This window comes from Halostagnicola larsenii XH-48 (assembly GCF_000517625.1).
GTDB lineage: Archaea > Halobacteriota > Halobacteria > Halobacteriales > Natrialbaceae > Halostagnicola > Halostagnicola larsenii.
This window is the reverse complement of the sequence record NZ_CP007055.1, coordinates 419,734-438,238: the sequence shown is the minus strand read 5'-3', so window position 1 is coordinate 438,238 and position 18,505 is coordinate 419,734. Positions and strand designations below refer to the sequence as shown.

Sequence of the window (18,505 nt, the reverse complement as noted above, 5' to 3'; positions counted from 1 at the left end):
GTCCGGTCGTCAGCCACGCCGCGATTGGAATATCACTCGTCGCTGACGATCCGATCGATGAGATCCGAGTCGTCCTCTCCCAGCGCGGATCGGACGAGCAGATGACCGCCGAGTACGGCCGGGCTGATAACCGTATCCGCCCCCGCGCGCTCGAGTTTCGGAATGTTTTCGCGGTCCGTCGCGGCGGAGATAATTGGCGTCTCGGGTGCGAGTTGGCGAGCCGTAAGGATCGTCAGCGCGTCTTCGGCGTCCGTATCCGTCGCGACGAGGATCGCTCGAGCCCGTTCGATGTGGGCTCGCTCGAGGGGTTCTTCGTCGCTGGGGTTGGCGACGACGACCGGGACCTCGTGCTCTGCGAGCGATTCGGCCGCGTGTTCGTCGTCCGTGACGACGGCGAACGATTCGCCGCTGGTCGCGAGTTCGTCGACGATCGGTTCTGTCAGTTCGCCGTAGCCGAGCACGAGGACGTGTCGGTCGATGAGTTCTATCTTTGAGTCTGACATGATTCCCAAGGTTTTCGAGATACGAGCCTGAATCGCAGGGCCGACGAGGGCACCGATCGCGATACCGAAGCTGGCGACACCGAGGACGACGACGGACATCGTAAACAAGATGGCACCCTGGGTCTGCGGACCGATATCGCCGTAGCCGACGGTGCTCGAGGTGATGAGCGTAAAGTAGAAGGCGTCGAGTAGGGTGTTGATTCCGTCGAAGCTCTCGCGCAACGTGTAGGAGCCGAACGTACCGTAGGCCTGCACGCCGACGAGCGCGGCCCCGGCGGCCAGCTGGGTCGTCGTCAGGGAGAGTTTCTTGTCGAATCGATTGCGGCTGGCGAGCAGGAACGGGATCGTGAGCACGGAGAGAAAGACGAGCGGATAGGAGTACTCGCTGACCTGCAACAACCCCTGAATCGCCGTCACCGGGAGGAGGATCAGCGTCGCGTACCAGCCGGCTCGCAGGCCGCGTCGCAGGGCGAGTGTACTTCCGACCATCAGAAAGCCGGTCAGCGCGCCGGTAAATCCGACCGTTTCCTGGACGACGACCGGGACCTCCCCGGCGAGCGGACCGCTGCCGACACTCGACTGGCCGATCTGGATAACCCCGGTAACGACCGACAACAACGCGACCACGAGGGCGAGCCCGACGGCTACCCGCGTCGTCACCAGCCACTTCCAGTCGCTCGGGAGCCACTCGAGCGAGCGCTCGCCGCTCATACAGCCGGATCGGACGCGCGGTCAGATAAGCCTCTTCGTTCGGCGCGCCGCGAAGCGAGTCCCGCCGCTCAATTTCGATCGACAATCCGAACGTACCCATCGTCGCGTTGGGATCTATACCGGGCAGTGTCGTCAGTCACGCAAGATTTGAAACGACGTTGCACCGCATCGACAGCCGTCCTTTCGTCCGATGATCCGAATCGAACCGTCGGGGAGTTTCCACGCCGAGTAGATCGCGCCGCATTCATCGCATCTCGCGGCCGCTTTCACTCGGTCACGCATCTTCGACATCGTACTCACCCGTGAGATGGGCGTATCGGCGCTCGAGTCCCGTACCGTGTTCGGGTTGTGTCACCGAGCCGTTCCACCGATCACAGTGGACGATCCGTCGATCCGTGAATTGCGGCGTTCTACGGCGAGAGCCAGCTCGTCGCGTTTTCGCGTCCGTCCGAACGGTCGTACTGTGCGTTTCGATCTTGCGGACGAGTTTGCCTTCCTGGTCTCGCGGCGCCGTGTGGTTCTCGAGCAACCAGAGTCGTCGCCTGCGAGGGCCGTCGGACACGGACTTACGGTTGTGATGCTCAGTCCGATGGCCGAAAACCGCAGCGGTGATCCCGCGGTTCGTTTCAGTCCGTCGAAGATCGGTCATCATTCCTAATTGTGCTTTCCGATGAATAGAAATCGGGGTTGTATAGACCAACCGTATATATACCGTGACAGTCTTGCGGTGTTACTTGTCGTCGGGACGGCCGACGGTCAATACGCTCGTAATGAGATTCCGATGACCGGCGTGAAATCGCTTCGAAAGCGCCTGTTGTGTGATCCCGAGTTCGTCCGCCAGGTCGCTCATCGTCACTTTCTGCGGGACGTTGTAGTACCCCGCCTCGAGCGCAGTAACCAGCGTTTCGCGTTGTTTCGACGTGAGGTTGTACTGGGAACTCGCCATCGGCTCTTCTTGCTCGGTAAGACCGGTGAGTTCGAACGAGATCTCCCGCTCGTCGCAGTACGTCTGGAATTCCGACAACGTATCACGGTCGTCAAAGCGCATCCGTAGTTCCCACCGTTCGCCGCGTCCGGTAGCCTGAAGGATCGTTGCGCCGATTTCGACGTACGCGAAGACGACCGCCTGGATGTTCTCGGTCCACTCGGTGCGATAGAGTTTGGCGTCCTCCACGTCGTCGACGGCGGTGATATTCTGTACGGAATCGTCGTCGCGGAACGCGGTTTCGAATTCGGATTGGTCGCCGCCGCTGACCCAAAAGTAGGGCATCACCCGGTCTTTCTGTGTTGCAACGATTCGCTCGATTTCGACGATCATGTTCGGAGCTGCGGTGAGCGCACCGTGTAACGCGAAATCCTCCGATCTGACCGAAAACTCCGCAATAACGCTCATAACCCGGATATGGGACTGAGCGGAATAAGTTCGCGGCCGGAAAATCACGGAGTCATCGACAGACGGTCCGACACTCCTGAGAGCGGTAGCTACTTGCCCGCGGCGCTGATACGGCCGCACATGAACTGGAAGCTGTTCGCCGACCTCGCCGAACTGGCGGGTGACAAACACGTCTCCGTCGACGTCGAGGACGGTGCGACGGTCGAAGACGCCCTCGAGGCGCTGCTCGCGGATCGACCGGCGCTCGAGGATCGGGTGCTCGAAGACGGCGAGTTGCGATCGCAGATCAACATCCTCCGCAACGGAACGAACGTCCTGACACAGGAGGAGGGCCTCGAGACGGACCTGGAAGCGGGCGACGAACTGGCGCTGTTTCCGCCCGTCAGCGGCGGATAGGCGGCTCGATTCTCCAGCAGTAGTCGAGTCAGACGCTCTGTGTGGCCACGGATATCAAGCGCCGCTCAGGTCGATCCCCAGAACGAAATCGGGCTCGTCCGCGACGCCAACGCCGGCGTAGGAGGCGTCGCTAACGTATTCGGCCGTTTCGGGGATCAACACTCGAGTCTCGTCGGCTCCGATCGCCGCGGCGTCTCGAGCGATGGCCGCGAACAGCGACCGCGCCGCGTCGACATCCGCCCAAGCTCCGACGCCGTACTCGGCGAGGGTCGTCTCTTCGCCGTCGTCGGGTGGCTCCATGGTTCGCGTTCGATAGGCAATCGCGCGGGCACCGTTCCGGTCGCGCGTCGCGAAGCCGTCGGCGGATTCGCCGCCCTCGACCACGAACAGCGCCGTTTCATCGGCGACCCTCGAGAAGTCCTCGCGCGTGAGTTCCCTGAGCGCCCAGCTTTGCTCGAGCGCCATCCCGAGCCCGCGGAGGTGATCGCGGGCGTCGCTTTCGTGCCAGAAGCGCCACGCGTCGGCGGGATCGCTCGAGACCGATAGCGGCCCGGACGCGTCCGCGTCGGGTTCGGGGGTGGCGAAGCGAAACTCCGTGATCGGTTCGAAGCCGCTCTTTCGGGCCGCCCCGAGCGACGGCGAGTTCCACGAGAAGACCATCACGCGACCGATCGTCGCGCCCCGCCGGCGAGCCCACTCGAAGGACGCCTCGTTGAGCCGCTGGCTGACGCCCCGGCGCTGGTAGGCGGGATTGACGCGCATGCCCTGAAACCAGGCCTCCTCGGGCGAGAGCATGACCCCCTGAACGATGCCGGCCACGTCGCCCTCGAGTTCGGCGAGGAACGTCTTCTTTCCCGTCTCGTCGTCGTCCTCGAGCCAGTCGTGGTAGACGTCGGGGATGTAATCGCCGCCCCGGTTCGCCCAGATCCGGCCGGTGAACGCGGCCACGTCCTCGTAATCGTCGTGGGTCGCGCGGCGGATTTCCACGGCATCGGCGTCTGAACCTGTTGTCATCGTCGATCGAACGCTAGGCAATTGGCTGGAGCGATATGAAAGCGCTTCGCACGACGCAGAGCGACCCGGAAGGCAGAGCCGATCAACGGTCGTGCGATAAGCGGCGATCAGAAGATACATTCAGGGGCGTTCACATGTTCAGCCAATGCCTTCTCGACTCCAGTATGCCGTCCTGTTGATGGTCATCGGCTCCCTCCTGATCGTCGGACCGATTCTCCACGGTCCGGTCACGACCGATTTGTCCTACGAATACGAGGTCGAAGAGGTGCCCTCCGATGAACTTCCACGGAGCGTCGCCCATCAGGCACCGAACGTCAGGGAGTGTTTCACGGACTTCGAAGCCAGGGGCTGTACGCTCGAGCATATGGTCGACGCCGAGGATCTGGTAATGGACGTAGACGAGTTCGAGGAGGATATCGATGCTGGCACTCGAGAGAGCGACACGATCTATATGCTGGGAGACGGGATGGTTCGGCCAGTGACAACCCACGACGGCAACGGCACGGTAACGCTCACACACGAGCCGGTCACGGAAGAAGAGTTCATCGAGGAGAGCGTCGTAAGCGAAGGCCGGATCGACAGCGACGATGCCGCCGTCGAATCGATCGAGTTGGGCCAGACTGTGACCGACGAGCCGATCGAAGTCTGGGAAGCGTATCGAATCGTCGAATAAGAGGGGTCGTACTACCAGGCGGTGGACCAGTCGTACCAGCCGCCGACGGAAACGAACGACATGAAACTGATGCGCTTTGCGACTGTCATGCTCGGGTTCTGGATGCTCCTCTACGGGCGGAAGGTACAGCTACGCGAGTCGAGCACCTGATACCGGCCGTCGTCGGGTCGAAACGCCGCCGGAACCGGTGAAACGCCTCGCTACTCCCAGGGGACAGAGCGCTCCTGAATCTCGCCCGCAAGCGACGTTCCCATTGCTTCGTCGACGTTCTCGCTGTTCTCGAGCGCCCACATCAGCTTGACCTTCGCGGTGCCCGGCAGGGTGTCCTCGCCCTCGAGGACGCCCGCCTCGAGCAGGTCGCGGCCGGTGTCGTAGACCCGGTCGCAGACCCGGCCCTCGAGACACTGGCTGGTCATCACGACCGTCGTGCCGTCCTCGATCAGTTCCTCGATTTTCGGGATGAGGTCGGTGTGGACGTGTCCGAGACCGGTTCCCTCGATGATCAGTCCCGCAGAGCCCTCGGCGATCTCGAGGAAGGCAGGGTCCATGCCGGGCGTGAACTTCACGAGTTCCACGTCGGTCTCGAGGGCGGGCGATAGCTCGAGGTCGACCGCGTCGCGTTCCTGGTGTGCTCGGTGGAAGGTCACGTCCTCGCTCTCGTAGTCGACGGTGCCAAGCGGCGCCGCGCCGACGGTTTCGAACGCGTCTCTGCGCGAGGTGTGATTCTTGCGGACGCGGGTGCCGCGGTGGAGCGCGCAGGTCGTATCGGACTCGCTCGCGTGCATGCAGACGAGCACCTCCGCGCAGTCGCTCTTGGCTGCCTCGACGGCCGAAACGGCGTTCATCACGTTGTCCGAAGATGGCCGGTCGGCCGAGCGCTGGCTGCCCGTGAAGACGATTGGAACGGGCGTCTCGAGCATGAACGCGAGCGCCGAGGCCGAGTACTGCATCGTGTCGGTGCCGTGCATGACGACGACGCCGTCGGCTCCGGCCTCGATCTCGTCGCGGACCGTCCGTGCGAGGTCCTGCCAGATCGGCGGCTCCATATTCTCCGAGAGGATGTTCGCGACGACGCGGCCGCGGTAGTTTGCCCGCCCGGCGAGGTCCGGCACCGCCCGGAGCACGTCCTCGGCGTCGAACTGGGCCGTCACCGCGCCCGTTCGGTAGTCGACCGTCGAGGCGATGGTGCCGCCCGTCGAGATGAGCGAAATCGTCGGCAGGTCGTCGTCGAACTCGACCGTCGAGGCCTCCCCCTCGTCGCCGTCTTGCGCGCCGTCGATCTCGTAGACGCCCTCGGCGAGAACCTCGATATCGGTCCCGTCGCGCTCGATCCCGACGTTGTACCCGCCCTCGAGTTTCACGACGAGGTGGTCGTCGGTGCTCGAGGGGAGCAACACGCCGTCGTACGTGCGGTCGTCCGAATCGACTCGGATGCGATCGCCTGGATTCATGGCCGGTGATTGCAGCCGCTCGGACTTGAAGCCACGCTTTCGAACGCGTCGAGTCGGCACCCCTCAACCGAGCGCTCCGAGGAGAATCAGACCGAACCCGAGTACCAGCAGGATGCCGACGATGAGGGCCGTGAGAAAGCGCAGCGAGGCCAGCGAGTCCTTCGGGGCGTCGAGACGCGGATACAGGTATCGCGCAATGTACGCGAGCGCGAGCCCGCCCACGGTTGCGAGGATTCCGAGACCGATCAGATCCGCGTCCATCGAGCGAGTACACGACGCGGAGCGCCAAAAAAGCGCGCCAGCGAGAATCGCGTCGTTCGTCTACACAACAACTGTGATTAGACTCGAGAGCGCTGTCTGGTCGACGGCGTCTCTCGATGATCGGGCGACTGCGGCCGAGGGAGACAGGGAAAGGCCCATGGTGTCGGCCGGCCAGTATTCGCACATGAGTGATCGCTCGGACGAGGTGACGACGAGCCGAGACCCGAAGTCCACCGACGAACTCCTAGAGGAGACCGATGACCTGCTTTCGGGGTCGTCCGGTTCGTCGAGTTCGAGCGCTCGTCGCGACGATCGATCGACCCAATCCGGCGAGTTCGAATCCGACGGGCCTGCAGAGGAGGCGGCCGAATCCGGCTCGAGGTGGCCGTCGTTCGGCTCGGACGACGCCGCCGTCGATCCCGAGTCCGAATCCGACTCGGCGTCGAGCGGATCCAGACTGTCGTCGGTTACGTCGCTGTTCTCGCTGTCGCGGCTGTCCCCGACCAACTACTTCTCGCCGAAGGCGTACCTCGCTCTCGTACTGGTCATCGGCGCGGGAGTGATCGCCGGCAGCACCGTCTTGCCGTTCGCCGGTCGGATGATCGGCATGTTCGCCACGGCGTTTCTGGTCGGACTAATCGCGTCCAAACGCAGGTACCTCGAGATGGCCGCGGCGGGCGCCTCCGTCGGGATCATCGCGGCGATGTTCAACTTCGCGATCCTCGTTTCGATCGGGTTCACACAGGGCGTGCTCGCGGTCGGAACCACCACGGGCGCGCTCGCCTGCCTCGTCGGCTACTACTTCGGACGCGACCTGAAGAAGGGGCTCTCGAAGGATATCGATTGAGGCGGTAACCGGTAGCCCACTGGAGGAAATGACACGCGTCGGCTACCGGCTATCGGTCGAAAGCTCCCATCCCCGCTCCGTTCGCTGGACGACCCCCTTGTCGGCCATATTCTCGAGTAAGTCGGCGACGATATCCCGGTGAGCGTCGATGTCTGCCGCGAGCTCGGTGACCGATTTAGGTTCGCCGCGAACGCTCGCGAGGAGATCGGCGTAGATTCGGCTCTCCGGACCGGTGCCGACGACTTCCGACACCTGATCGAGCGTTTCACAGAGCTGTCCCTGAACCCACCGCTGGGCCAGCGACAGTTCGTTTTCGAGGGTTTCGAGGCGCTCGAGCGTCGCCAGTAGCTCCTCGAGTTCGTCACCCGACTCGGAGGCGAGATCCACCGAGAGGTGTCGGCAGGTGGTGATGTCGACACTGTTGTTCGCCGGATACGCGCTCTTGCTGGCGAACCCGTACGGAGAGACGTTCACCTCGAGTCGAACGTTTCGGGCGATGTGGAAGTACTTCCGTCGCTGGTCGTCGACTCGACTCTCGACCAGTCCGGCCTCGTCTAACTTCCGGAGGTGTTCGATGACCGCCTTGGGACTCACACCGAGGTACTCCGATATTTCGGTGACGTAGCACGGTTTGCGGGCCAATAGTCGGAGGATACGCCTCCGATTTTCGTTTCCCAGCAAATCGAGCAACGCGGCGGAGTCCATCGGAGGAGTCTAGACGATGGTCGCTGAAAAGCGTGTCTGCTTTCGTCGCACGATGGGCGTTTGAAAACCGGACCAATGCCAACTCCGGATGGTGTTTCAGTCGGAACGCTCGAGTGAAGCTATCGGGACACGACTGTCGGCTCCGGTCTCAGCGAGCCGGGGTGGGTTCGGTCTCGAGGTCGCCCGAAATGAGTCCATCGAGGCCATCCTCGTCGGTTTCGCTTCCGTCCGACTCGTTGCCGTCCGATCCGCCGTCGTCTGATGCGGGTTCATCTGACCCGCTCCCGTCTGAGTCGCTCTCGTTCGACTCACTGGGTTCTCCGCCGTCGACTTCGGAATCGTCGCTTCCGATATCGCCGATCGAGTCCGAGATGATCCCATCGAGGTCGCCTGCATCCTCGGTGGCATTCTCGTTCTCAGTTCCACCCTCATCGCTCTCGGCGCTGTTTTCGTCCACCGTTGGATCGAGCACGGACGTGCCGTTTGTTGCTCCCTCGATCAGGTTTGATCCGTTCGTGGCGTTTATCGCCTCGTCGGTCACGTCAGTGGCGTTCAACGTACCATTCGACAGATTGCCGGCCGACAGTTCAGGTCGGTCAGTACCGTTCCCCGTATCGATCTCGGGCATATCGGGCGTCGATTCGTTCACTCGTTCCTGGATGCCCGTCGAGAACGTATCGGAGAGATCGATCCCTGCCAGTCCCTGCGCGACCGCCGAAACGTTTGGACCGCCAAGGGCTGCCGCGTTTGAACGAAGTTCCTCGAGTCCGGTGGTGTTGAAACCGGTATCGACCGCGCGCTGTTCGACCGTCTCGATCGATTTCTCGAGAGCGTTGATCTGAATCGTAAGCCGCGTCATTCGGGCGTCGTAGGCTGCTTCGCTCATTTCACCCTCGTTCGCTTGCAGCGTCTCCTTTTGGGCCTCGAGTTCGGCGGTCCGGTCCTCGATCGCGTCCGTTCGGTGGCTGAGGATCGATTTGCGCAACTCGGTATCAGCGCTGTCGTAGCTAGCGTTGAACAGCCCGATATCGACCGCAGCCTCGGTTTCAGCGGCGTTCGATTGGATGAACGTGGAGAGGTCCGTTTTCGGTGAGGTACCGTTGTCGGCCGCTCCGGTACGATCCGCTTCGTTTGCGGACGGTTGTCCGCCGCTCCCACCGCTCTGATCGCTAATGTCGGCACCGGCGGACTCGACAAGCGGAGCCGAGAATCCGGCGGTTGCAAGCGGCGCGATCGTGAGACCAACGACGGCAACAAGCACCACGATACTGATGCCACGAGTCGCAGTCATTAGCTCTCTATCCGAACGAACTCCGTAAAAAAGGAAACCTTCGTTCTGATCGTTTAACTGAATGTATTCGTCGCTCAGATCCGGTTTGAACGTTCAAAAACCGCTGTGTGTGAGTAACTGGTTTTTGGGGATGGTCAGTCGTCGAAAACGAGTCACGTTCGCTCCGAACGTCCGATCGAAAAGCACTCGCCATAACTGTATCTGCAGAATAGTTATCAGGGCTCGTCCCTTGGTATCGAATGTCATGTTTGAGGTGTTCTCGCGGAGCTACTATCTCGGACGGTTGTACGTGACGCCGACGGACGAGGAGCAAGCGTTCATGCACAGCGACCAGCACGAACGAATCAACGACGCGGTGTATACATCCGGGGAGGGAATCGAACGACTCGACGCGCCGCTCGTGATGAAACTCGAGTCGGGACACTTCCCGGTGCACGGCGACGACGGCGTCCCGGAAAATACGCTTGCGGTCCCGGAATCCGTCCTCGAGCGGACCCAGATCACGAACCCGCCGTCGCTGAAGGAGGTGTTCCTCGCCCGGCGCGAACGCGCCCAGCAGTTGCTCGAGTTTGCCGGCGCGTGGCCGCCGACGGGGCCGGCGGACGAGTATCCCGACGCCGGAACCTAAAAGTGGCCCCGGTTCGCGCTTTTTCTCGATGATCGACCAGTTGCTCGGTCGCGCGTCGCTGAAAGACCGGATCGACGAACTCGAGGACGAAGCCGAGCGACTACGCCAGCGCTACGAGGCCGAATCCGAGCGGAAAGCCGCCGCCGTCACCGCGAAACAGGAGGCCGAAGAGCGCCAGAACCGTCTCGAGGACCGCATCGCACAGTTAGAGGGCGAACTCGAGCGCGTGGACGGAGCGAGAAGCGACGACGGGGTCGAGTTTCGCCGCAAAGAGCGCCTTCGCGGCGCGCGCCTCGAGGAGGTTCTCGACCGGCTCACGTCCGTTCGGACGGGCCCGGAGGGTGCGTGCACCGTCTTTCTCGACCCGCAACGTGAGGCGGACGGCCGCGAAGACGCCGAGCGCTACCGACAGGTCGAGGACGTCCTCGGCGAGCGGACGTCGCTCGTCCGAACCGGCGACCCGTGTCTCGTCTGCTTCGACGACGCCGGACTCGTCTCGGTCCGACTCGAGCCGCCCGTCCGCCCGGAACGGGACCTCGAGGCGACCTGGAGCGATCGATTCGAACTCGAGCGCGAGTGGTTCCTCCCGACCGGGACCTACACGCTCGCGCTGGTTCGTGCAGACCTGTTCGCCATCGGCGTCTACGAGGACGGTGAACGGGTCGACTACAAGGGCTTCGAGAGCGACGTGAAAGGGAGCCACTCGAAAGGCGGCTTCTCCCAGGCCCGGTTCGAGCGGATCCGCGACGACCAGATCGACGACCACCTCGAGCGCTGTCACCGGGCCCTCGCCGAGTTCGACACCGATCGCCTCTATCTCGTCGGCCAGCGCGGGGTTCTCGAGACCCTCGCCGAGGAGGGCGAGTTCGAACCGAAAGAAAGCGCCGCCGTCGACGCGACCGGCGACCCGAAACCCGCCCTCGAGGACGCCCACCGATCGTTCTGGACGACCGAACTCGGCGTGTTCTGAACGACTAGCTGGGCGTGTTCTGAGCGATCGAGCAGGATGTACTCTGCGCCGTCCAGTTTCGTCTCGTTCCGTCGCCTCTCTCGCCGGGAGGTCCACCGTTAAGTGGCCGTCTGGCCATACTCTCCGTATGCGTATCGCGATCCTCGCCCACGAGAAATTTCCCCACCGCGCCAAAACCGCGCTCGGAATCCTTCGGTACAGCGACGACGACATCGTTGCGGTCCTCGACCGCGACAACGCGGGTGCTCGAGTGTCCGACTTCGTCAGCGACGTACAGGACGCGCCGATCGGCTCGCAGATGGCTGCCATCGACGAACCAGTCGACGCGCTGGTGATCGGCATCTCCCCCATCGGCGGAGCGTTCGAGGAAAGCTGGCGCGACGACGTTCGAACCGCGCTCGAGCGCGGCTGCGACGTGATCTCGGGGTTGCACTACTTCCTCGCAGACGACGAGGAGTTTGCGGCGCTCGCGACCGAGAACGACTGCGAGCTACGGGACGTGCGCAAGCCCCCGGCCGATCTGACGGTCAGCGAGGGGACAGCGGCCGACGTCGACGCCGACGTGATCCTGACGGTCGGAACCGACTGCTCGGTCGGCAAGATGACGGTCTCGATGGAACTGGCCCGCGCAGCCCGCGAGGCCGGACACGACGCCGCGGTGATCCCGACCGGCCAGACCGGGATCATGATCGAGGGCTGGGGGAATCCCGTCGACCGCGTCGTCAGCGACTTCACCGCGGGTGCCGTCGAGGAGATGATCGTCGAAAAGGGCGACGAGCACGACTACCTCTTCGTCGAGGGGCAGGGATCGATCGTCCACCCAGCCTACTCCGCGGTGACGTGTGGCATCCTCCACGGCGCGATGGCCGACCGACTCGTGCTCTGTCACGACGCCGGGCGGGAAGCAATCCACGGCTACGAGTCCTTCTCTCTCCCGCCGATTTCGACCTACGTCGATCTCTACGAGGGGCTCGCGACGCCGGTTCAGGAGGCGTCCGTCGCCGCGGGCGCGCTCAACACCGCGGGAATCGACGACGAGGCGGTCGCCCGCCGCGAACTCGAGGCCTACGAAGCCGAACTCGGGGCGCCCGCGTCGGACGTCATCCGGTTCGGCTCGGATCCGATCCTCGAGGCGATCCTATGAGCGAATTTGCGACCGAAATCGAACGCCGCACGCTCGCGCTCGAGCAGCCGTTCTCGATCGCCCGCGGGACGGCGACCGACACCGAGGTCGTTTTCGTCCGAATCGAAGACGCCGACGGCCTCGTCGGTATCGGCGGCGCGGCCCCGACGAGACACTACGGCGAAACGGCGGCGACCGTCGAGGCGGTGCTGCCGGATCTCCTCGAGATCGTCGAGGCGGTTGGCAACGTTCATCGAATCGAGCAGATCGAACGCCGCATGCGCGAGTCGATCCGGGGCAATCCCGCGGCGAGAACCGCGGTGAGCATCGCGCTACACGACCTCGCGACCAAGCGACTCGGGATTCCGTTGTATCAATATTGGGGACTCGACCCGACCGAGACGCTCGAGAGTTCCTATACGATCGGTATCGACGAGACACAGACGATGCGGGAGAAAACCGAAGCGGCTAGAGAGCGCGGATTCGGTACGCTCAAAGTCAAACTCGGCACCGACAGGGACGAGGAGATCGTTCGCACGGTTCGCGAGGCGGCCCCGAACGTGCGACTGTTCGTCGACGCGAACGAGGCCTGGACGCCCAAAGAGGCCGTCGAACGGATCGACCGGCTCGCTCCCTACGGTCTCGAGTTCGTCGAACAGCCGGTTCCGGCCGAGAACCCCGAGGGCCTGAAGTACGTGTACGAACGCTCGAGGCTCCCGATCGCAGCCGACGAGTCGTGTCTGGTCAGTGCCGACGTGCCGAAAATTGCCGACCGCTGTGACATCGTGAACCTGAAACTCGCCAAATGCGGCGGACTCCGCGAGGCGATCCGGCTCATCCACACCGCTCGAGCGCACGGTCTCGAGGTGCTGGCCGGCTGCATGACCGAGTCGAACGCCTCGATCGCGCCGGCCGCTCACCTCGCGCCGTTGCTCGACTACGCCGACCTCGACGGCTCGCTCCTGCTCGCCGAGGACCCCTACGACGGCGTCCCGATGCCCGGCGGCGAAATCGATTTAGCGGGACTCGAGCGGCCGGGGACAGGCGCTGTTCGATCTTCCTGAGCCGCTCAATACTCACGGGGTCAGTACCGCCTTGATACAGCCGTCTTCTTTGTTGTTGAATGTCTCGTACATCTCCGGACCCTCCTCGAGCCCTACCTGATGGGTGATGACGAACGAGGGGTCGATCTCGCCGTCCTCGATCATCCCCATGAGCGGGTCGAGATAGCGCTGGACGTGCGTCTGCCCGGTTTTGACCGTGATCGCCTTGTTCATCAGCGGCCCGAACGGGACGTTGTCCGACTCGCCGATGTAGACGCCGGGGACGGAGAGCGTCCCGCCTTTTCGACAGCACTTGATCGCCTGCCGGAGAGCGTGGGGCCGGTCGTCCTCGAGGCCGATCTCCTGTTTTACCTGATCGGCGACGCCGGCCACTCCCATTCCGTGGGCCTCCGTTCCGACCGCGTCGATGCACCCATCGGGGCCGCGGCCGCCGGTCATCGCCATGAGTCGGTCGTAGACGTCCTCGTGCTCGAAGTTGATCGTTTCGGCGTCGCCGTGATCGCTCGCCATCTCGAGGCGTTCGGGCACGCGATCGATCGCGATCACCTGATTCGCGCCGAACAGCCACGCGCTCTGGATGGCGAACTGGCCGACCGGTCCACACCCCCAGATCGCCACCGTGTCGCCGTCTTCGATATCGGCGTTTTCGGCGGCCATGTATCCCGTCGGGAAGATATCCGAGAGAAAGAGGACCTCCTCGTCCGGCACGTCGGAGTCGACCGTGATCGGACCGACGTCGGCGTAGGGCACCCGCAGGTACTCGGCCTGCCCGCCGGCGTAGCCGCCCAGCAGGTGGGAGTAGCCGAGCAGGCCTGCGGGCGAGTGCCCCATCGTCTCGCTGATCAGTTCGGCGTTCGGATTCGTGTTGTCACAGAGCGAGTACAACTCTCGCCCGCAGAACCAACACGAGCCACAGCTAATCGTAAACGGCACGACCACGCGGTCGCCGACCTCGAGGGTCTCGACCTCGCTCCCGACCTCGATCACTTCGCCCATCGGCTCGTGGCCGAGCACGTCGCCCTCGCGCATGCCGGGCATGTAGCCGTTGTAGAGGTGGAGATCCGACCCGCAGATGGCGGTGGCCGTGACCTCGATTATCGCATCGGTCGGGTTGGCGAGTTCGGGCTTTGGCACCTCCTCTAAGCGCACGTCCTTTTCGTCGTGCCAGACCAGCGCGTTCATCGTTCGCTCCCGCCGCGTTCGGCGGCGTTCGGTTCGACGAGTTCGTCCACGATCGTGTTATACATTGTACCAGTCACGGTAGCGAACGACGCCGAATGTCCAACTAAAACCGGCCCCTGCTCCTGCAAGAGAGCAGTTAGCTGTCGGAGACGGCGCGTTCGCCCTCGAGCGCCTCGAGACGAGCCGAGTCCACGAGGCGACCGCGACGCCGCAGATCGCCTCACTCCCAGTCGATGTCCTCGCCGCGTCCGGACTCTCGGAGGATGAACGGGCCGATCGCGAGCGTGCGTTTAGCCATCGTCGCGATCCGGAGAATAAACGCGATCAAGAGCAGGAACGGCGTGACGGCGACCGTCGTCGCCGCGGCGACGATCCACACGAGGACGTCGATACCCAGGACGGCACCGGTAGCGACGCCTGCATCGAAAAAGAGCAACATCGAGACGGTGACGACCAATGCCGGGACCGCGACGTACATCATCGCCCGAGAGAGGTTGATGAGTTCCCACTGGAAGTAAAGCGTCTTGAAGTGCTCGCGTGCGAGCCCGAACAGCTTCAGCGACTCGAGCAGGTCGTCGTAGGCATCCTGCGCGTCGTCGGTGAACGAATCGGCGTGGGATTGCTTGATCCGGCGCGCGCGGAAGATTTTCCACGAGTAGTTGTAATCGAGCGCCGACTTCACGACGGAGTAGGCGCCGAACTGCGCGTCCTCGAGGTCGTCCCGGACGGCATCGGCGTGGGTCGTCAGGTTCCTGACGAAGTCGTCGACGCGGTCGATAAGGTCCTCGTCCTGACTGTCGGAGACGGCGCTTCGGAAGTCCTCGGCGCGCTTTTCGGAAGCGGTGATGATCGCCTGCATGAACGACGACGGTTCCGGCGGACTCACCGGCGCGTCGATCGACGACTCGACGTCTTTGCGAAACTCCATCGCCCCCTTGAGGCGCTCGCGTTGGTCCTCGACGGCCCCGAGTTCCTGTGAGAGAACCAGCGAGTTGATCGTCACGACGAGCGTGACGCCGGTGATCAGGGCGGTTACCAGCGCCTGAAACAGCGTCTCGACGGGATCCGTACTCTGGATAAGCGTCCGGAGCGACACGGGGCTGAACTGGCTCACTGCGAGCAGGCCGACGAAGACGAACAGCATGAGCCCCGCAGTAACGAGCCATCGATTCGCGTTCAACAGGAGTTCGTGTTTCCACGTCGAGTCGACGCTTCGCTCGGCCATCGTATCACTGGGCTGCGAATCCTCGTCGCTCATCAGTGTGTTCGGGCAGTCAACGACGCCGTGGAAATAGGTACTGATACGGTGCTGCACGAGACAGCCGACCCAGTCGCCTTTCGTCGCCGACAATGGAGTCGACAGGTCGGATCACTCCTCGAAATCGACTCGCGGGACGAACGGGCCGAAGTCGGCCGTCCGACTCGCGATCGAGGCGATTCTGAACGTGTACACCAGCAGGACGATAAACGGGAGGAACACGACCGTGACGACGGTACTGACGACGATTACGAGCACGGCTGAATTGCCGACTGCGTCGACGATCGAGCCGTAGGTCATCAGAAAGATGCCACCCCCGAGCAACGTTGGAAATCCGACGACCAACAGGAGCTTCGAGAGGTGGGCGAGTTCGTATTGCATGTACAGCGTCTTGAACGACTGTCTGGCGACGGCGAGATATCCGAGCAGTTCCACGAGGATCTCGAGCGCGTCGGCGCCCGTTTCGGGAAGGTCGGAGCCGTGCTCTTCTCGGATCGTCCGAGCGGCGTAGAGGTGAGCGCCGTTGAAGTGACCGAGGATCGACGAGAGCGCGTCGAACGTCCCGAAGTTCGCCGTTTCCAGTGCGTCGGTAACGATCTCCCCCTCCGCGGTGACCGCGTCGGCGAACCGCTCGAGAAGCGCGGCGAGTTCCGGGTCGTCTATGGTGTCCGCGGTCGACTCGAGCGTTTCGGCGTGGTCGACGACCGACGCCACGATCAGTTGCAGGAAATCGGCGGGGGCCGCCGGGCTGACCGTCGTTTCGGTCACCGTTTCGACCTCCCGACGGAACGAGACCATCGCGTCGAAACGTTCCCGCAGGTCGCCCGGCCAGCCGAGTTCCTGCGAGAGAACGAGCTGATTGATCGCGAGGACGATCGTGATGAACGGCAGCGTTCCGCCGACGATGGCCGCGACGAGGGTCGTCGCGGCCTCGGAGTCGGTGACTGGAACGTACCCGGCGAAACCGATGGCGGCGCAGCTGAGAAAGACGACAGTCGAGAATACCGCGCTGAGGACGTACCGGTTCCCGTCGAGGACGACCCACCGCTTGATCGGCGATTCGCGAAGCCGCTCGTGGACCAGATCGCTTCGAGCCACCTCCTCGTCGATGGTTTCGTCGCGACTCATAGCGCGTGCAAACCCACCCGTGGAAGCGACCGAAGGCTCGAGAACCGTCGTACCGCAATCTCGGGGCGTCCGGCCATCACTCCTGGCCCTCCTCGAGCGATCCCTCGAACGATCCGTCGTCGGGATCTTTCTGGGGCAACATCGGTCCGACCGACGCCGACCGGCGCGCCACGGTCGCGGTTCGAAGAATGTACGAAACCAAAAGCGCGAGCGGCGAGATCACCACCGTGATGAGCGCGCTGACGACGACCGGAAGGGACGCGACGTTGATGCTCGCACCGCCGAAGTCGGCGTAGACGAGAGCGACGATGATCGCCGACAGGATCGCTGGAAACCCCGAGTAGATCGTCAACTGCGAAAACCGGGTCAGCTCTCGCTGAAGGTAAGTCGTCTTGAAGTGTTCCTGGGCGACGTCGAACAGCTGGAGCGTGCCGATCAGTTCGTCGACGGCCTCGCGTTGCTCGTCCGATAGCTCGTCTGCGTACCGGCCACGGAGGGTTCTCGCGACGTACACCTGTCGGCCGTTATCGTATTGGAGCGACGCAGAAACCGCGTTGAACGTGTTGGACGACGTGTGCTCGAGCGTGTCATCGAGCCGGTCGGTGCTCTCACGGACGCTGGCTACGTACCGATTGACTCGGGCTTCGAACGCGGCATCCTCGTGACCGGCGACCGCCTCGGCTAGCTCGTCTGCTCGTCGGCGGACCGCTTCGACGAGCACCTCGAGGATCCTCGTCGGTGCCGCGGGGCTCGCCGGAACCCCGGTTCGCTCCTCGAGGTCGTGACGAAAATCCATGACGCCGTCGAGTTCGTCGCGGACTTCTCCGGCGGTGGCGAACTCCTGGGAGAGGATGAGCTGGTTGATCGAGACGACGAGCGTGACGAGCGAGAACGTCCCCGCGATCATCCCGCTGGCCAGTCGCGTCATCGACCCGCTGTTGACGAACGCGATGAATTCGAGTTCGTTCAACGCGAGCAAGAGGAAAAACGTCACACTCGAAAGCAAGATCGTAATGAGCAGACGGTCTCCCTCGACCAGAATCCACTCTCGGACCCGCGCTAGGGGACCCGTCCGATCACCGATCTCGGTTCCGGAAGACTCGAGAGATTCGTTCCGCTCGGAAGATCCCATAGTCGGACGTTCACCCCGGCCGATAATAATGGCCGACGTTGCATATCGGGAGCGACTCGAGGAGCGCTCCGAGTCGACTGTTCCATTCAGGCCCCACACTCAAATGGATCCATCGCATCCGTTTGGATATGATCGGTGACGGTAGACGATTCCGGGAACCGCAGCGAGCGCGACACGGTCGCGGCGATCGAATCGAGCAAACGAGCCGACGGCGGGGAGCGATCAGTCGGGGTCGAGCGGTCTGATGGCTACGGAGCGACGGAGTCGACGTGCGGTTCTCACGACACTTGGAGTGACGACCATCGCCAGCCTGGCCGGATGCAGCGGCGCTGACATCGGGAACGAACCCGAGTACGAGGCCGGCGAGATCGGCGAAATCGACGGCGAATCGCGGACGCCGGTGGAGATGTCCGCCGCAGCGGACGCCGCCGAAGTGGAGAGCACCGACGGAGTAACGCCGCTCGACTCGGTCGAGCTCGTCGACCACGAGTTCGTCTTCGAGGACGGCTACCTCGGCTCGACCGTACAGGGGGTCGTCGAGAACGACGGGGCCGACCGGGTCCAACTCGCCGAAGTTCGGGTCCGCATCTACAACGAAAACGGGAGCCAGATCGGCCAATACTTCGATACGACCGGGGACCTCAGCGGCGGGGACTCGTGGTCGTTTCTGGTCATTCTGCTCAAGCCGCCCGCCGATATCGCCGACTACGACATCGCCGTCCTCGGCACGCCGGCGTAAACTGACGAGTTCGATACTCGTTGTACTGGATGAAAA

At 63.3% G+C, this 18,505-nt stretch carries 21 protein-coding genes; 9 read left to right on the top strand and 12 right to left on the bottom strand.

The window, feature by feature from the left end; translation table 11 throughout:
* Positions 1 to 32: 32 nt before the first annotated feature.
* The 3 genes from HALLA_RS02175 to HALLA_RS02165 all read right to left on the bottom strand — a co-directional run bounded on the left by HALLA_RS02175 (position 33) and on the right by HALLA_RS02165 (position 2,607).
* Positions 33 to 1,214, bottom strand: coding sequence for an NAD-binding protein (locus HALLA_RS02175; RefSeq protein ID WP_049951852.1), 1,182 nt, complete (start codon positions 1,212 to 1,214; stop codon positions 33 to 35).
* A 274-nt stretch (positions 1,215 to 1,488) separates the two neighbouring features.
* Positions 1,489 to 1,863 (bottom strand): hypothetical protein, encoded by a 375-nt coding sequence (locus tag HALLA_RS02170; RefSeq protein WP_157231314.1) that lies wholly within the window; start codon positions 1,861 to 1,863, stop codon positions 1,489 to 1,491.
* 81 nt (positions 1,864 to 1,944) lie between these two features.
* Complete coding sequence (locus tag HALLA_RS02165; RefSeq protein WP_049951850.1) at positions 1,945 to 2,607, bottom strand: helix-turn-helix domain-containing protein; 663 nt, start codon at positions 2,605 to 2,607, stop codon at positions 1,945 to 1,947.
* A 120-nt stretch (positions 2,608 to 2,727) separates the two neighbouring features.
* Between HALLA_RS02165 and HALLA_RS02160 the strand changes: the two genes are divergently transcribed.
* Positions 2,728 to 3,003, top strand: coding sequence for a ubiquitin-like small modifier protein 1 (locus tag HALLA_RS02160; RefSeq protein WP_049951849.1), 276 nt, complete (start codon positions 2,728 to 2,730; stop codon positions 3,001 to 3,003).
* A gap of 54 nt (positions 3,004 to 3,057) precedes the next feature.
* On the opposite strand, the gene HALLA_RS02155 is transcribed toward HALLA_RS02160, so the two are convergent.
* On the bottom strand, positions 3,058 to 4,017 hold the full coding sequence (locus HALLA_RS02155) for a GNAT family N-acetyltransferase (RefSeq protein ID WP_049951848.1): 960 nt from the start codon (positions 4,015 to 4,017) through the stop codon (positions 3,058 to 3,060).
* 145 nt (positions 4,018 to 4,162) lie between these two features.
* On the opposite strand from HALLA_RS02155, the gene HALLA_RS02150 reads away from it, so the two are divergent.
* Together HALLA_RS02150 and HALLA_RS21570 are read left to right on the top strand one after the other, a co-directional pair.
* On the top strand, positions 4,163 to 4,690 hold the full coding sequence (locus HALLA_RS02150; RefSeq protein ID WP_157231313.1) for a hypothetical protein: 528 nt from the start codon (positions 4,163 to 4,165) through the stop codon (positions 4,688 to 4,690).
* Positions 4,691 to 4,711: 21 nt separating this feature from the next.
* Positions 4,712 to 4,840, top strand: coding sequence for a hypothetical protein (locus HALLA_RS21570; RefSeq protein WP_277921471.1), 129 nt, complete (start codon positions 4,712 to 4,714; stop codon positions 4,838 to 4,840).
* 50 nt (positions 4,841 to 4,890) lie between these two features.
* On the opposite strand, the gene gatD is transcribed toward HALLA_RS21570, so the two are convergent.
* Entirely contained in the window at positions 4,891 to 6,141 is a 1,251-nt protein-coding gene (gatD, locus tag HALLA_RS02145) for a Glu-tRNA(Gln) amidotransferase subunit GatD (RefSeq protein WP_049951845.1), read from the bottom strand.
* A 63-nt stretch (positions 6,142 to 6,204) separates the two neighbouring features.
* Positions 6,205 to 6,402, bottom strand: a complete 198-nt coding sequence (locus HALLA_RS02140) for a hypothetical protein (protein ID WP_049951844.1) — start codon at positions 6,400 to 6,402, stop codon at positions 6,205 to 6,207.
* A gap of 184 nt (positions 6,403 to 6,586) precedes the next feature.
* Between HALLA_RS02140 and HALLA_RS02135 the strand changes: the two genes are divergently transcribed.
* On the top strand, positions 6,587 to 7,249 hold the full coding sequence (locus HALLA_RS02135; RefSeq protein ID WP_049953974.1) for a hypothetical protein: 663 nt from the start codon (positions 6,587 to 6,589) through the stop codon (positions 7,247 to 7,249).
* 42 nt (positions 7,250 to 7,291) lie between these two features.
* On the opposite strand, the gene HALLA_RS02130 is transcribed toward HALLA_RS02135, so the two are convergent.
* Both HALLA_RS02130 and HALLA_RS02125 read right to left on the bottom strand, forming a co-directional pair.
* Positions 7,292 to 7,954 carry an ArsR/SmtB family transcription factor gene (locus HALLA_RS02130; protein ID WP_049951843.1) on the bottom strand — a complete coding sequence of 221 codons (663 nt, stop codon included), beginning with the start codon at positions 7,952 to 7,954 and terminating at the stop codon, positions 7,292 to 7,294.
* Between the two features lie 148 nt (positions 7,955 to 8,102).
* Complete coding sequence (locus HALLA_RS02125; RefSeq protein ID WP_049951842.1) at positions 8,103 to 9,245, bottom strand: ABC transporter C-terminal domain-containing protein; 1,143 nt, start codon at positions 9,243 to 9,245, stop codon at positions 8,103 to 8,105.
* Between the two features lie 244 nt (positions 9,246 to 9,489).
* Between HALLA_RS02125 and HALLA_RS02120 the strand changes: the two genes are divergently transcribed.
* The 4 genes from HALLA_RS02120 to HALLA_RS02105 all read left to right on the top strand — a co-directional run bounded on the left by HALLA_RS02120 (position 9,490) and on the right by HALLA_RS02105 (position 13,030).
* Entirely contained in the window at positions 9,490 to 9,873 is a 384-nt protein-coding gene (locus HALLA_RS02120; RefSeq protein ID WP_049951841.1) for a DUF5802 family protein, read from the top strand.
* A 28-nt stretch (positions 9,874 to 9,901) separates the two neighbouring features.
* Entirely contained in the window at positions 9,902 to 10,843 is a 942-nt protein-coding gene (locus tag HALLA_RS02115; protein WP_049951840.1) for a Vms1/Ankzf1 family peptidyl-tRNA hydrolase, read from the top strand.
* Between the two features lie 127 nt (positions 10,844 to 10,970).
* Positions 10,971 to 11,987 carry a DUF1611 domain-containing protein gene (locus HALLA_RS02110; RefSeq protein ID WP_049951839.1) on the top strand — a complete coding sequence of 339 codons (1,017 nt, stop codon included), beginning with the start codon at positions 10,971 to 10,973 and terminating at the stop codon, positions 11,985 to 11,987.
* Entirely contained in the window at positions 11,984 to 13,030 is a 1,047-nt protein-coding gene (locus HALLA_RS02105) for a dipeptide epimerase (RefSeq protein ID WP_049951838.1), read from the top strand. The genes HALLA_RS02110 and HALLA_RS02105 overlap by 4 nt, the downstream gene beginning before the upstream one ends.
* Positions 13,031 to 13,042: 12 nt before the next feature.
* On the opposite strand, the gene HALLA_RS02100 is transcribed toward HALLA_RS02105, so the two are convergent.
* The 4 genes from HALLA_RS02100 to HALLA_RS02085 all read right to left on the bottom strand — a co-directional run bounded on the left by HALLA_RS02100 (position 13,043) and on the right by HALLA_RS02085 (position 17,730).
* On the bottom strand, positions 13,043 to 14,212 hold the full coding sequence (locus HALLA_RS02100) for a zinc-dependent alcohol dehydrogenase (protein WP_049951836.1): 1,170 nt from the start codon (positions 14,210 to 14,212) through the stop codon (positions 13,043 to 13,045).
* A 220-nt stretch (positions 14,213 to 14,432) separates the two neighbouring features.
* Positions 14,433 to 15,470 carry a hypothetical protein gene (locus HALLA_RS02095; RefSeq protein ID WP_049953973.1) on the bottom strand — a complete coding sequence of 346 codons (1,038 nt, stop codon included), beginning with the start codon at positions 15,468 to 15,470 and terminating at the stop codon, positions 14,433 to 14,435.
* 111 nt (positions 15,471 to 15,581) lie between these two features.
* Positions 15,582 to 16,598 carry a hypothetical protein gene (locus HALLA_RS02090; RefSeq protein WP_049951835.1) on the bottom strand — a complete coding sequence of 339 codons (1,017 nt, stop codon included), beginning with the start codon at positions 16,596 to 16,598 and terminating at the stop codon, positions 15,582 to 15,584.
* Between the two features lie 76 nt (positions 16,599 to 16,674).
* The gene (locus HALLA_RS02085; RefSeq protein WP_049951834.1) at positions 16,675 to 17,730 is read right to left on the bottom strand and encodes a hypothetical protein; all 1,056 of its coding nucleotides are present in this window, start codon (positions 17,728 to 17,730) and stop codon (positions 16,675 to 16,677) included.
* A gap of 244 nt (positions 17,731 to 17,974) precedes the next feature.
* Between HALLA_RS02085 and HALLA_RS02080 the strand changes: the two genes are divergently transcribed.
* Complete coding sequence (locus tag HALLA_RS02080) at positions 17,975 to 18,469, top strand: FxLYD domain-containing protein (protein WP_049951833.1); 495 nt, start codon at positions 17,975 to 17,977, stop codon at positions 18,467 to 18,469.
* The last annotated feature ends 36 nt before the right edge of the window (positions 18,470 to 18,505 follow it).

Coding starts and splice junctions, on each gene's coding strand:
- HALLA_RS02175 (WP_049951852.1), bottom strand. CDS start 1,214: ATGAGCGGCGAGCGCTCGCTCGAGTGGCTCCCGAGCGACTGGAAGTGG.
- HALLA_RS02170 (WP_157231314.1), bottom strand. CDS start 1,863: ATGACCGATCTTCGACGGACTGAAACGAACCGCGGGATCACCGCTGCG.
- HALLA_RS02165 (WP_049951850.1), bottom strand. CDS start 2,607: ATGAGCGTTATTGCGGAGTTTTCGGTCAGATCGGAGGATTTCGCGTTA.
- HALLA_RS02160 (WP_049951849.1), top strand. CDS start 2,728: ATGAACTGGAAGCTGTTCGCCGACCTCGCCGAACTGGCGGGTGACAAA.
- HALLA_RS02155 (WP_049951848.1), bottom strand. CDS start 4,017: ATGACAACAGGTTCAGACGCCGATGCCGTGGAAATCCGCCGCGCGACC.
- HALLA_RS02150 (WP_157231313.1), top strand. CDS start 4,163: ATGCCTTCTCGACTCCAGTATGCCGTCCTGTTGATGGTCATCGGCTCC.
- gatD (WP_049951845.1), bottom strand. CDS start 6,141: ATGAATCCAGGCGATCGCATCCGAGTCGATTCGGACGACCGCACGTAC.
- HALLA_RS02140 (WP_049951844.1), bottom strand. CDS start 6,402: ATGGACGCGGATCTGATCGGTCTCGGAATCCTCGCAACCGTGGGCGGG.
- HALLA_RS02135 (WP_049953974.1), top strand. CDS start 6,587: ATGAGTGATCGCTCGGACGAGGTGACGACGAGCCGAGACCCGAAGTCC.
- HALLA_RS02130 (WP_049951843.1), bottom strand. CDS start 7,954: ATGGACTCCGCCGCGTTGCTCGATTTGCTGGGAAACGAAAATCGGAGG.
- HALLA_RS02125 (WP_049951842.1), bottom strand. CDS start 9,245: ATGACTGCGACTCGTGGCATCAGTATCGTGGTGCTTGTTGCCGTCGTT.
- HALLA_RS02120 (WP_049951841.1), top strand. CDS start 9,490: ATGTTTGAGGTGTTCTCGCGGAGCTACTATCTCGGACGGTTGTACGTG.
- HALLA_RS02115 (WP_049951840.1), top strand. CDS start 9,902: ATGATCGACCAGTTGCTCGGTCGCGCGTCGCTGAAAGACCGGATCGAC.
- HALLA_RS02110 (WP_049951839.1), top strand. CDS start 10,971: ATGCGTATCGCGATCCTCGCCCACGAGAAATTTCCCCACCGCGCCAAA.
- HALLA_RS02105 (WP_049951838.1), top strand. CDS start 11,984: ATGAGCGAATTTGCGACCGAAATCGAACGCCGCACGCTCGCGCTCGAG.
- HALLA_RS02100 (WP_049951836.1), bottom strand. CDS start 14,212: ATGAACGCGCTGGTCTGGCACGACGAAAAGGACGTGCGCTTAGAGGAG.
- HALLA_RS02095 (WP_049953973.1), bottom strand. CDS start 15,470: ATGAGCGACGAGGATTCGCAGCCCAGTGATACGATGGCCGAGCGAAGC.
- HALLA_RS02090 (WP_049951835.1), bottom strand. CDS start 16,598: ATGAGTCGCGACGAAACCATCGACGAGGAGGTGGCTCGAAGCGATCTG.
- HALLA_RS02085 (WP_049951834.1), bottom strand. CDS start 17,730: ATGGGATCTTCCGAGCGGAACGAATCTCTCGAGTCTTCCGGAACCGAG.
- HALLA_RS02080 (WP_049951833.1), top strand. CDS start 17,975: ATGGCTACGGAGCGACGGAGTCGACGTGCGGTTCTCACGACACTTGGA.